The organism is Erythrobacter sp. Alg231-14 (genome assembly GCF_900149685.1).
Classification (GTDB): domain Bacteria; phylum Pseudomonadota; class Alphaproteobacteria; order Sphingomonadales; family Sphingomonadaceae; genus Erythrobacter.
In genome coordinates, this window is record NZ_LT702999.1 from 1,199,878 (window position 1) to 1,212,014 (window position 12,137).

Here is a 12,137-nt window from a genome sequence, read left to right on the forward strand (position 1 = left end):
TCGGTCTTAAATGCTTGCGGTGAAGGTAAAGAGCACGCGGACATCGCCTCGCTCTGTTTGAAGCCCGGCCCGTTTAAGGGGCACTGCGATGCTGGCATCGAGGCTAAACCGTCCGCCAAAAGAAGTTCGCGCGCCCGCGCCAACAGAATACAGATCGTCGTCGATCTCTGGCCCTTCGTTCCAAACCTTTGCCAGGTCGAAAAATCCATAAGGCTGGATCGCGACTTCGCCCGCCTCGCCCAACGGCAATGTAGCCGTGCGCAATTCGGTGGTGATACCGACGCCGCTATCACCAATGATCGTGCCAGGGTCGTAACCGCGCCCGACGGTAAAGTTACCGGCCGCAAATTCCTCAAAACCGAACAAGCCGCCGCCAAGTGACAGTTGAGCGCGCGGTTTCACGCTCAAAGCAATGAGGCTGCTCAACGAAACTTCGACTGCGCCGCTGGCGCGAATGACAGAGCTGGTCGGCTCCCCATCTAGCCGGCCAGGATTGATCTGTCCGGCGGGGCATGTTGGTCCCAAACAAACGCTGGACGCGCCAAAGACGTTCAACCCTTGGCGAAATTCGATGGTTGCCGCCGTGCGGTAACGCGGCGCTCGCCGATCAAGATCGATCGAATCGTAATCCAACTTGATCCAGCCGACCCGAATTCGGTCGCGCGAAAGCGGCGCGATAAAATCGACATCTTGATTGATGTAATCGAACCCAGTGCTGAGGAAGATGTTCTCTCCCTGCGTCCGTTTGAGCGGGTAACCAACCGATATTCCGGCAAACAGCGTTTCCGCCGTTAATTCAGCAACTGGCCCACCAGCCCCCGGGATGCCCACTGGCGCGCTGGTACCAAGGTCGGGTTTGGTCCAAGCATAGGTGAACTGACCGTCGACCACGATGCCTTCACCGCCTGGGCGGAATTCATGGGCGGCTTGCAAAACGTGCTGTTCAGAAAAGTCGCTGCTGGCGAAATAGGAAAGCGTGGTGACGTCACCCATTCCCGTAAGCCCAAAGAACCGCCCCCTAACCTGTCCACCAAATGGGCCCGTGGCTTCTGCGCCGTAGTTCTGGATCGCCAAATCAAAGGACGATTTTTCCCGTCGAACAGTGACCTCGCCGATCAAAGCGCCTGGATCATCGCCAGCTGGCCTAAGCGTCAGATTGACTGTGTACCCTGGCAAGTCGCGGGCGAGCAGCAAATATCGCTCAGCCTGATTGCGATCAAAAATCTCATCTTCGGACAACCGGCCAAGATATTGCTGAAGCTTACCTTCTGCACCGCGTGTTTCGCCGCGCGCACGGATCGCTGTGATCCGGCCATACAAAACTTCAAAATTTACGCTGCCATCTTCGATCCGCTGGGTCGGAACTTGCGTCGCCGCGAGGTACCCTTTGTTGCGCAAGATCGTTGCCGCCGCATCGCGAATTTCACATAGGACAGCTACGGAATGTTCTTGGCCTTCAAACGGCTTCCAAGCGCCTTCCAATTCTTCGGGAGTAGCGCCCTTCAGTCCATTAAAGTTCACTTCCCGAATGGTGACTGTCACTTCGGCATATTGCGGATCAGCCAAGGCGCATGGCGATCTTTCAATCCCGCCTTCAATGTTCAGACGCGGAGCCGGCGCTACATCATCACGCGCAACGCCCTGCAATTCTTCGCGGGTGGGAGCGGCTATCTGTGCGTTCGCATCAGATGCAAAACCAATGAAAAACGGAGTCAGCGCTGCCGCCAATCCGCCTGCTGCGCAGGATTTATTCGTCACTTATTACCCCCCAACTGCCCCCCCCGAGGGCAGTAAGCGCACTAAGAATGACCCAATTACGGTCGATCATGCGCGCCAAAACACTCAAAAAGCGTTTCGTTGTAATCTGCCTAACAAGTCAAGCTTTAACCATGAAAAATATTTTAGTACTGATGCTTAGCAACCAGAAGGCTGTGGAATTACGTATCAATTTCAACACATAAAGGCAGAAACAAAGATACAGTCTATTTCCACGGTTTTCATGGGCTGGCATCAGCATACGAAATGGAGCACACGCCGTATCCCAACGTTGCTAAAGGCGAGTTAGGCCACAGAATTGGTTCAATATCGCCCCAAGTATCGACCAATACCGCAAAGGCAGTGCACCCGCACCACTTGCGCAACGATGTCTAAGTTCCTTGTTTAGAGTTATCAGGTAAGGCTAACGAGCATCATGCCTGAGAAACAAACAGACAGCCCAAGCGACCCGGTCGCGGAAAACCGCCAATTGAAGCGAACCGTCGCATCAATGCGCGAAGCTTTGGAAGACAAAGACCACGAAACGCGACAAAAACTGCAAAGTGCACAGGCCGATACAGTGGTTGAAGTTACGCAGTTAAAATTGACCATTCAGGCATTGCGAGACGAGCTGGAGCAGAAAGCCCACGACGCGCAAAACCTTGTACAAGCTGCACGTCAGGAAGCCGCTGCTGAGATCAAACAGTTGCGCGACACAGCTCAGGCACTGCGCGACACCTTGGATGATCACCACGCCGAAGCTGGAGGGCGGGTCCAAGCCGAGAAACAAGCCGCCGCCGGAGAGATCAATCAACTGCGCGAAGCGGTTCAAGTACAGCGCGAAGATATGGAAGACTTGCGCCAAAAGGCACGTGAAGACAAACAAGCACTCGAACGCAAACACCGGGATCAATTGCGCGAATTGCAAAGCACGATCCAACACCTGCGCGACGACCTAACGGACGCAACGCGCATCACGGAGAGACAAGCATGAATGACGTTTCGGAGGCCGCAAAGCCTGGCCTCGAATTGCCGCAGGCTGAGCGGGTGCGCCAGCTGCAAATGATGCTTGATGTTTCGCGTCAAGTCGCATCGATGGATACGCTCGATGCCGTGCTCGATACTTTGGTGAGTGTGGCCGTCGATCAAACTGGAGCGGAACGCGGCTCTCTGTTTCTCCACGACCCTGCGTCTGGGGAATTGTTCAGCCGCATCGCGCAAGGATTAAAACGCCGCGAAATTCGCATCTTGGACGATGTCGGCATCGCCGGATCAACCTTTCATAGCGGCGAAGGGTTGATCATCCACGATGCGTACAACGATGAACGTTTCAACCGCCAGGTCGACGCGGAAACGGGTTTCACGACCAAATCGATCCTAGCGACGCCTGTGCGCAACGCCAAAAATCAGATCATTGGCGTCGCCCAAGTTTTGAACAAAATTGACGGCGAATTCACACAGCAAGACCTCGCCGTGCTCGAAGGGGTGACGACCCAATGCGCGATCACGCTGCAGTCGATGCAACTGGTTGAACGAATGGAGGACACCCGCCGACGCGAGATTGAATTTCTGAACATTGTTTCGGAGATGACGTCAGAGCTAGAATTGTCGACATTGCTCCGCCGGGTAATGACCGAAGCGACCACGATGCTGGATGCGGAACGCTCCACCTTGTTCATCAATGATGAGAAAACCAACGAGCTGTTTAGTCACGTTGGCGAAGGGTTGGACGCGATGGAAATTCGTCTTCCCAATCATCTTGGCATTGCAGGTTCGGTGTTCACGTCGGGCGAAGCGATCAACATTCCCCACGCCTATACTGACCTGCGGTTCAACCCCAGTTTTGACAAGCAGTCGGGCTTTTTCACACGATCCATTCTGTGTGTTCCAGTGGTCAACAAAGCAGGGGACGTCATCGGCGTCACTCAAGTCCTCAACAAGAGCGGCGGCCCATTCACAGCGGAAGACGAAAGCCGGTTGAAGGCCTTCACTGCACAGATCGCCATCGGTCTCGAGAATGCGAAGCTGTTTGGCGACATTCAGTCGATGAAAAATTACACTGAAAGCATGCTTCAATCCATGTCGAATGGTGTGATGACCTTTGACGAAGAGGGTGCCAACCGGACCTGCAATCAAGCAGGCGGGCGGATTATGCGCACCCCTCCAGCCGATATGTTGGGCAAATCGCCGCTGGAGGTCTTGGGCGAAGAGAACCAATGGCTGGTCGATAAGATTGCACGGGTTTCAGAAACCAATGCTGGCGAAAACCTAATGGATGTTGAGCTCGCGTTTGGCGACGAAACCGTATCCGCCAATGTCACCGTTTTGCCGATGGAATCAGGCGATGGTGCATCACTTGGAACTCTGGCGATGATAGAAGACATCTCGGACGCAAAGCGGGCGAAATCGACCCTCTCGCGGTACATGGATCCGGGTCTAGCGGCGCAAATGCTAACCGGTGGCAACGAAGACGATATTCTGGGCGGAAGGGACACCACCGCGACAGTTCTGTTTTCCGATATTCGCGGCTTTACCACAATCACCGAAAAGCTTGGTGCTCAGGGCACCGTCGGATTGCTCAACGACTATTTCGAATTGATGGTCGACTGCATTTCAGAACAAGGTGGCATGCTCGACAAGTTTATCGGTGATGCCATCATGGCTGCGTTTGGGATACCGATCGCCAATGATGACGATGAAGATCGCGGATTGCGCGCCGGGATCAACATGATCGCACGCCTGCGCGAATGGAACGTTGCACGCGAAGCACGAGGCGAGATGCCGGTTGATATGGGATTGGGCCTTAACACCGATCGTATTGTAGCGGGCAATATCGGGTCAAAGAAACGCATGGATTACACCATGATTGGCGACGGCGTGAATTTGGCCGCTCGGCTGGAAAGCGCGTGCAAACAATACTCCGCGCGCATCCTGCTTTCGGAATACACAGTAGCAAAATTGAAAGGCGTCTACCGCCTGCGCGAAGTTGATAAGGTGGTTGTCAAAGGTAAGACCGAACCGGTCGGCGTGTTTGAATGTCTCGACTATCATGACGATACGACATTCCCGAACCTTCAAGATGTTCTGGGCAATTTCAACGAGGGCGTAAAAACCTACCGCAACCAAGATTGGGATCGAGCTGAGAGCTTTTTTGCCAAAGCGCTGAAAGCCAACCCTCAAGACAATCTCAGCGATATTTACATCGATCGCTGCAAGATGATGAAGGCAAATCCGCCGGGCGACGATTGGACCGGCGTCTGGATTATGAAAGACAAGTGATTGGGCGGGACCGAAACGGTCCCGCCGCAACCTTAATCATGAAAGGCCGATATGCCGTTTCATGTGATGATCAACATTGCCGAATTCGGAATCAAAGATCGTCAAACGCTTGAAATAACTACCAATCGCAAGCTCATCGGTCATACCCATGCCGCCGTGGATTTGGATCGCTTCCTGACCAATATGGTGCGCAGCTTGTCCAATACGCACCTTAGCCGAAGAAGCGGCCAATTTGCGCTCTTTGTCTGAGCCGTCCAAACGCAGGGTCGCAAGATACGTAAGCGACACCGCCTGCTCATATTCAGTGTACATATCGACCATGCGGTGTTGCAGAACTTGGAACGACCCAATCGCGACACCAAACTGTTTGCGTTGGCGCGAATATTCAACGGTCATCGCATGCGCGACTTTCATTGCTCCACACGCTTCTGCGCATTGCGCCGCAATCGCTTCGTCAGTGACACGTTCGATCAACGGCAAAGCGGCTCCTTCTTCACCAATCAATGCATCGGCAGGCAAAGAGACATTTTCCAGATACACTTCGGATGCGCGGCGCCCATCAACAGTCGGGTAATCTCGGGTAACGACGCCATCGGCCGATTTATCGACCACGAAAACGGACACGCCGTCATGATCGCGCTGCTCACCCGATGTCCGGGCGGTAACGATCAGATGCGTTGCCCAAGGAGCGCCAATCACAACCGCCTTATGGCCGTTCAATACATAACCGCCGCTTTCCTTCTTCGCGGTGGTTTGCAAGTCAGCGTAGTCATAGCGACCGCGCGGTTCGGCATAGGCAAACGCAAAAATGCGACTCCCATCGACGATCCCGCCGATATGCTCTTCTTTTTGTGCGGCCGTTCCCGCGTGCTTTAGAAAGCCACCAGCACACACCACGGTTGGCACAAAGGGCTCCACCACGAGGCCTTTGCCGAATTCCTCCATGACCACCATGGCATCGACTGCGCCGCCGCCAAAGCCGCCATCGGCCTCGCTAAACGGCATGCCCAAAATGCCAAGTTCTGCCAATTGCGCCCAAATTTCTGGACGCCAGCCGCTGTCGCTATCGACAACGCCGCGGCGCGTGTCCCAATCATAATTTTCGCGCACAAGCCGTGAAAGGCCATCGCGCACCATTTCTTGTTCTTCGGTAAAATTGAAGTCCACTGATACTCTCCGGTGTCGAATGCGTCCTCTTCAAGCCTTTAAAGGCCGAGGATCATTTTCGTGATGATGTTGCGCTGAATTTCGTTCGACCCGCCATAGATCGATGTTTTGCGCATGTTGAAATAGGTCGACGCTGCGTGCTGAGCGTATTCCGGACCAACCGGATATTGGTTCGAACCGGTATCCGCGATGCTGCCATAAAGCGGCGTTCCGTAAGAACCGACCGCTTCCAATGTCAGCTCGGTGAGGCGTTGCTGAATCTCAGTTCCTTTGATTTTCAGGATCGAGCTTTCTGGGCCCGGACCTTTGCCTGCTTGTTCACCGGCCAACGTCCGCAATTCGGTGATTTCCAACGCAGCCAGATCAATTTCAAGTTGGCTGACTTTGCGCGCAAAATCGAAGTCATTCATCAATGGCTCGCCATCGAGAATTTCCGAACCAGCAATCTCGCGCAGTTTTTCAACGCCGCGTTTTGACCGCGCAACACCGGCAATGCCGCTGCGTTCGTGGGCAAGCAGGAATTTGGCGTAGGTCCAACCCTGATTTTCGACGCCGACAAGGTTTTCGACCGGAACCCGAACATCAGTGAGCCACGTTTCGTTGACCTCATACCCGCCATCAATCAATTTGATGGGCCGCACTTCGACGCCCGGAGTGTTCATATCAAGCAAGATGAAGCTGATGCCCTCTTGCGGTTTTGCCGCGTCCGGATCGGTCCGGCACAGGAAGAAACCCCAATCTGCATGCTGGGCCAACGTGGTCCACGTTTTTTGACCGTTGATCACATAGTGATCGCCGTCTCGAACAGCCGTAGTTTTGAGCGAAGCGAGATCTGAGCCCGCGCCCGGTTCTGAATAGCCCTGACACCACCAAACATCACCACTGCGAATGCCGGGAAGATGTTGAGCCTTTTGTTCCTCGTTACCGAATGTGTAAATCACTGGGCCAACCATGGAGACGCCAAATGGAAGCGGCATGAGCGCGTTCACACGGGCATTTTCTTCACCCCAGATATAACGTTGAGTCGGGGTCCAACCAGTGCCGCCATATTGCTCAGGCCAGGCAGGAACGGACCAACCCTTTTCGCCCAAAACCTTGTGCCAGGCAACAAAGTCTTCGGGCGCCAAGTCTTCGCGTAGACCGGTGTCGCCGAGGTGTTTGGGATAGTTCGCCTCGATAAAGGCTCGCACTTCCTCACGGAACGCCACTTCTTCGGGCGTGAACTCAAGATTCATTGGGTTTCTCTCCAAAACTGAATTTTGTTGCGCCCCGTCTGCCACGGCCTTGGCTTTGGGCAAAGTCGAATCGCATCAAAAATTACGGAAAAGCGACGATTTTGGCCTCACTTCGACCAAAAAAACCGTCTTCCGAGCATTGTTGCCGCCACAAGGAACCAGATTGTCACCGCCATTGCGAAGAAGATCATGGCCGGCGCGGCCCATCCAACAAGAATCAAAGCCGCTAGAAAGAGCGCGTAAACATCGCGCGATGTGATCGTTGATAGGGCGACCAATACGGGTGACGCGGTGCGACGTGCGTCGTGCTTTAGCGCATCAAAGCTCAAGGCCCCTCCCTCACGGATGGATAGAAAACCCAGAACGGTCAGCCCAATGATCAACAGCGCAAGTCCAGCAAAGCCGGCCTGACCAGCTGCGACATTGCCGCTCATCCAAAGGTTGAAACTTACTCCGGCGATAAAAGCGAAATTGGTCGCCGCATCGCCAGCCGTATCCAACGTCGCGCCCAGTTTTGATGAGCGAAATGTGGCGCGTGCAATTTCGCCATCAACGCCATCAATCACGGACGCGAACTGAAACAGCACCGCCCCCCACAGCAAGCCGACTTGCCCGCCCAGAAACAAACAGAGCGCCATAACAACTCCGATCAATCCAGCTGCGATTGTTGCGTGAATCGGGCGCACACCGGGGAATCTTAGCAGGTGGAATGAGATAAGCTGAGAAATGGGGCGATTGATGTAGCGAGAGACGATGCCGTCGGTGGTTTTGCCCGTATTCGCGATGGTCCGGCGGCTTGCTTGGACGAGAGTTTGCGATGCTGAAACGGAATCTTGAAAGTGGTCATCGAGCAAGAATTCGGCAAGATTTCTTGGAATGACGTTTTCTGGATCACGCAAACATTCCAGCCCATCAATTGCACGGACCGCCGGATCAACCGTCCCGGAATCAACACTCGCCCATTTCATCTGAGCCTCTGGTGTAATCCGCTCTAAGTCGCGGTGAACTCTTTCAAAATCGCGCCATTTGCCCTTCACCAGCAGCAAAACTTCTTGATCCAGATCGATGATCCCCGCCCGCGATGCGACAAGGATTGCCCGAACCGCGCAGGGAACGCCCGCAATCAACGTGTTGGCAACCGCGGCGCTTTGGAACACAATGGGGTGGTTCGTCATACTATCCTGATCCGAATCCCAAACGCCGGATGTATCCCTCTTTATGCCGCGTCAATTTGCTCGATTGCCCCTCATTGCTCAGATCAACAACCATGAGCAAGCCTGATCAACCTGACACCGTGCCCGATGCCCGAGAGGTTTCTGCGCGCCCGGTCGAATTGGAAGACTGGCTGAACGCTAACATCTACCACCCGTTATCTTATCGGTTGGCGCAAGTGCTACAACACACGATCATCACGCCCAACGCCGTGTCGATTTTCGGCGGGCTGTTGGTCGTGATCGCTGCGGTTTTGTATTGGGGTATGCCGGGCACATTGGGAGCAGGCATCGCATTCTTGTTGCACCTCGGCTGGCACGTTTTTGACGGCGCCGATGGTGATCTGGCCCGGATGACAAACCGAACTAGCGCGCTTGGCGAAGTGATCGATGGCGCTTGCGACTATATCGGTCACATCATTCTCTATCTGTTTTTGGCAGCTGTTTTGGCGCAAGAGATGGGCTGGACTGGCGGATTGTTGATGGTTCTCGCGGGATTGGCCAGAGCCGTTCAAACAGTCTTTTTCGAGACACAGCGTCGCCAATACCAATTTTGGGTCTACGGCGTGCCGTGGTTGAGAATTTCGTCGGCAGAAGGCACGCAGAACTCAACGCTGTTTAGCGCGCCTGCTCGGTTGTACCTTTGGTTGAGTTCCGCATTGGCCGCGGGTGGTCACACCATTGACGCGTTGTTGGAACGGGTGACACAGGCCATCAAGCAACAGGCTGAGACTGAAGCGAAGCGCCGCTTTCAACCTGTGATCGAACGCTTCTCAATCCTTTCGTCCAACTATCGCACTCTGGTGATTGGCGGCGCGATGATCGTCGGCGATCCAATCATCATTGTAATTTTCGAATTGTGTGCGCTCAGCGTGCTTCTGATCTACTTTTGGCTGCAAGCACGGCGCGAAATCTCCGCACTCGCTCTATTGATCAACGGCTTAAAGTCCGGCCAGAATTGACCGATATATAGCGACATTCGCCCGCGCAAAATCGATCCAACGCATTTCTTTGGCTCGCGCAATCCCGGCCTCGCGCATGGCGTGAGATTTCTGATTGTCGTTCCAAACTTCGGCGATGGCGGTCGCTATGGAATCAACGCAGGTGGGATCGACGAGGACTGCCGCGCCGCCGGCGACCTCTGGCATTGCACTTCGGTTGCTGGTCACGACAGGGCAGCCACTGGCCATTGCCTCTGCAACAGGATTGCCAAACCCCTCGCACAAGGAGGGATGCAACAGCATACTTGCATCAGAATAGAGATTGATAAGATCCGCATCGTCAATCGGGCCGGTGAATCGGATTTGAGCGGTAACGCCCAATGATTTTGCCAATCGTTCAAGCGGTGCTGTGCCACCGCCCTGACGTTGAACCATGACCAAGAATTTGTCGCGCTCACCGCCAAAGCTGCGCGCAAAGCCCTGCATGGCTCTTTCGTGATTTTTGTAAGGCGCAAACTGTCCAACGATCAAAGCGTATTGCGCATCTTGGGCCAAACCTAGGCGCGCCTTCAACCTGTCATCGCGTCCCACTGGTTTGAACCGATCGGACACGCCGGATGGCGTAACACAAATGCGCGGTTCGCTTGCGGGATAACGCTGAACGATCTCAGCCTTCGTCGCCGCGCTGACGGTGGCAATACGATCCGATTGGGCAATGGCGCGGCGGATCCCATGGCCAAAGAAGTTTCTCTTGATTGAGCCATACGGACTGCTGTCGCACCACTCAGGATTGGTTAGCCACATGATGTCGTGAACCGTCGTGACGCATGGCATCCCTAATCGCGCTGGCATGGTATTCGCCGTGGCATGGTACAAATCAGCACCCAAAAGCGGCGCAATTTCTGGCAGGAACCACATGCTAGCCGGGCTGTTTGAACCGACCTGTACAATCACCTCTTCGACATTTGATCGAGCGCTCAACGGCAATTTTAGCCGGGCGTTCTTAAGCAATCGAAATGTCAGATCGGGGGCCAGATCAGGAGCGTGATCGATGAGCCCTTGAATTACTTGAGAAATACCACTCGGTCGATCGCTAATATAGCGGCAATCTATGCAAATGGTTGGGATGTCAGAGCCTTCATCGGAAAGGGAGTTCAAGGGCCCCAATGGCCGCTAATCATGCGTTCACCTTATAAGAGGCAGGACGCGACCGTCAAAATCAGGCTCCTTTCCGTTCATTGGCCGCTAAACGTGTAGAATATGCGCTGAACCGCGCGGAGATGGTGAAAGCCGCTTGAAACAAAGTTTCATCTCGGCCAGTTCGGGAACTTGAGATTCTACGGGGTGGAAGTCCGAAATGGCTGCCGCGTATCACGATTGCCGGGTCGCATGGCGATGACGTGAAGACTGTTGGGTGCTTCGGAAAGGTCAGCAATGACGCCAATTAGGGTAGCAATCGTAGGCTTAGGCAATTGCGCCAGCTCGCTGGTCCAAGGGATTGAGCGCTATCGCACAGCGCCATCATCCGCGGGTCTGATCCAAGAATTTGTGGGCGATTATTCGGTTGGCGATATAGAAATCGTTCTTGGTTTTGATGTCGATCGGCGCAAAGTCGGATCCGATGTTTCTGAGGCAATTTTCGCAAAACCAAACAACACAACTGTCTTTCATCCCGATATTGCACCGATCGGGGCGCCGGTCCTTATGGGAAAAACGTTGGATGGTGTCGCATCGCATATGGCGGATGTGGACGAGAATGGTTTCATCGTCTCTGATACAGAGGAAGCCACGCAGCAGGGCGTTGTCGATGCCTTGCGCGAACATCGCGTGGATGTGCTGGTGAACTTTCTACCTGTGGGGTCACAGAAAGCCAGCGAGTTTTACATGATGTGCGCTCTCGAAGCGGAAACGGCGGTGGTAAATTGCATCCCGGTTTTCGTCGCTAGCGACCCTCTTTGGGAGGCGCGCTTTCGCCAAAAAGGCCTGCCGATCGTTGGTGATGACATTAAGGCCCAAATCGGTGCCACGGTCGTCCATCGGATGTTGAGCCAATTGTTCGCGTCACGCGGCGTGGGTGTTGATCACACCTATCAACTCAACACGGGCGGCAACACGGATTTCATGAACATGATGGACCGTGGCCGGATAACCTCCAAGAAAGTGTCCAAAACCCAAGCGGTGCAAAGCGCATTGGCGGAGCGTCTTGCAGACGGCGACATTGTGATTGGGCCTTCGGAATATGTCCCATGGCAAAAAGACAACAAGATCTGTTTCTTGCGAATTGAGGGCGAACAATTTGGCGGAGTGCCAATGCATCTTGAGATGCGTCTATCGGTGGAAGACAGCCCGAATGCCGCCGCTTGCGTCGTGGATGCGATCAGATATTGCCGGGTCGCGATGGAACGCGGTGAAGCCGGTGCACTAACCGGTCCATCGGCATTTTATTGCAAACACCCTCCACAACAAATGCCAGAGGAACAGGCCGAAAAGCTCTTGATTGAGCAATACCGCGCTTACTCGTGCGCGGCGGAGTGAACCGGTCACGGTGT

At 54.3% G+C, this 12,137-nt stretch carries 9 protein-coding genes; 4 read left to right on the forward strand and 5 right to left on the reverse strand.

The features are described from left to right. Positions 1–6: 6 nt before the first annotated feature. Positions 7–1,758 carry a ShlB/FhaC/HecB family hemolysin secretion/activation protein gene (locus BQ8290_RS05590; protein WP_108788344.1) on the reverse strand — a complete coding sequence of 584 codons (1,752 nt, stop codon included), beginning with the start codon at positions 1,756–1,758 and terminating at the stop codon, positions 7–9. Positions 1,759–2,191: 433 nt separating this feature from the next. Between BQ8290_RS05590 and BQ8290_RS05595 the strand changes: the two genes are divergently transcribed. Together BQ8290_RS05595 and BQ8290_RS05600 are read left to right on the forward strand one after the other, a co-directional pair. Then, positions 2,192–2,749, forward strand: coding sequence for a hypothetical protein (locus BQ8290_RS05595; RefSeq protein ID WP_108788346.1), 558 nt, complete (start codon positions 2,192–2,194; stop codon positions 2,747–2,749). Then, the gene (locus tag BQ8290_RS05600; RefSeq protein WP_108788348.1) at positions 2,746–5,034 is read left to right on the forward strand and encodes a GAF domain-containing protein; all 2,289 of its coding nucleotides are present in this window, start codon (positions 2,746–2,748) and stop codon (positions 5,032–5,034) included. The genes BQ8290_RS05595 and BQ8290_RS05600 overlap by 4 nt, the downstream gene beginning before the upstream one ends. A 36-nt stretch (positions 5,035–5,070) precedes the next feature. Here BQ8290_RS05600 and BQ8290_RS05605 read toward each other — a convergent pair whose 3' ends face one another. The 3 genes from BQ8290_RS05605 to BQ8290_RS05615 all read right to left on the reverse strand — a co-directional run bounded on the left by BQ8290_RS05605 (position 5,071) and on the right by BQ8290_RS05615 (position 8,611). Beyond that, positions 5,071–6,201 carry an acyl-CoA dehydrogenase family protein gene (locus BQ8290_RS05605; RefSeq protein WP_108788350.1) on the reverse strand — a complete coding sequence of 377 codons (1,131 nt, stop codon included), beginning with the start codon at positions 6,199–6,201 and terminating at the stop codon, positions 5,071–5,073. A 38-nt stretch (positions 6,202–6,239) separates the two neighbouring features. Beyond that, on the reverse strand, positions 6,240–7,436 hold the full coding sequence (locus tag BQ8290_RS05610; protein WP_108788352.1) for an acyl-CoA dehydrogenase family protein: 1,197 nt from the start codon (positions 7,434–7,436) through the stop codon (positions 6,240–6,242). A 107-nt stretch (positions 7,437–7,543) separates the two neighbouring features. Further along, on the reverse strand, positions 7,544–8,611 hold the full coding sequence (locus BQ8290_RS05615; RefSeq protein WP_108788354.1) for a CDP-alcohol phosphatidyltransferase family protein: 1,068 nt from the start codon (positions 8,609–8,611) through the stop codon (positions 7,544–7,546). A gap of 92 nt (positions 8,612–8,703) precedes the next feature. Here BQ8290_RS05615 and BQ8290_RS05620 point away from each other — a divergent pair, with 92 nt between their 5' ends. Continuing rightward, positions 8,704–9,609: a CDP-alcohol phosphatidyltransferase family protein gene (locus tag BQ8290_RS05620; RefSeq protein ID WP_337661051.1), complete on the forward strand. Its 906-nt coding sequence runs from the start codon at positions 8,704–8,706 to the stop codon at positions 9,607–9,609. Here the strand turns inward: BQ8290_RS05620 and BQ8290_RS05625 are convergent. Further along, the gene (locus BQ8290_RS05625) at positions 9,589–10,746 is read right to left on the reverse strand and encodes a glycosyltransferase (RefSeq protein ID WP_108788356.1); all 1,158 of its coding nucleotides are present in this window, start codon (positions 10,744–10,746) and stop codon (positions 9,589–9,591) included. The genes BQ8290_RS05620 and BQ8290_RS05625 overlap by 21 nt on opposite strands. 276 nt (positions 10,747–11,022) lie before the next feature. Between BQ8290_RS05625 and BQ8290_RS05630 the strand changes: the two genes are divergently transcribed. Then, on the forward strand, positions 11,023–12,123 hold the full coding sequence (locus BQ8290_RS05630; protein ID WP_108788358.1) for an inositol-3-phosphate synthase: 1,101 nt from the start codon (positions 11,023–11,025) through the stop codon (positions 12,121–12,123). Positions 12,124–12,137: the final 14 nt, after the last annotated feature.

Excerpts from the sequence above, each read along its gene's own strand:
- BQ8290_RS05630 (WP_108788358.1), top strand. The coding sequence starts at position 11,023 with ATGACGCCAATTAGGGTAGCAATCGTAGGCTTAGGCAATTGCGCCAGC.
- BQ8290_RS05595 (WP_108788346.1), top strand. The coding sequence starts at position 2,192 with ATGCCTGAGAAACAAACAGACAGCCCAAGCGACCCGGTCGCGGAAAAC.
- BQ8290_RS05610 (WP_108788352.1), bottom strand. The coding sequence starts at position 7,436 with ATGAATCTTGAGTTCACGCCCGAAGAAGTGGCGTTCCGTGAGGAAGTG.
- BQ8290_RS05615 (WP_108788354.1), bottom strand. The coding sequence starts at position 8,611 with ATGACGAACCACCCCATTGTGTTCCAAAGCGCCGCGGTTGCCAACACG.
- BQ8290_RS05620 (WP_337661051.1), top strand. The coding sequence starts at position 8,704 with ATGAGCAAGCCTGATCAACCTGACACCGTGCCCGATGCCCGAGAGGTT.
- BQ8290_RS05600 (WP_108788348.1), top strand. The coding sequence starts at position 2,746 with ATGAATGACGTTTCGGAGGCCGCAAAGCCTGGCCTCGAATTGCCGCAG.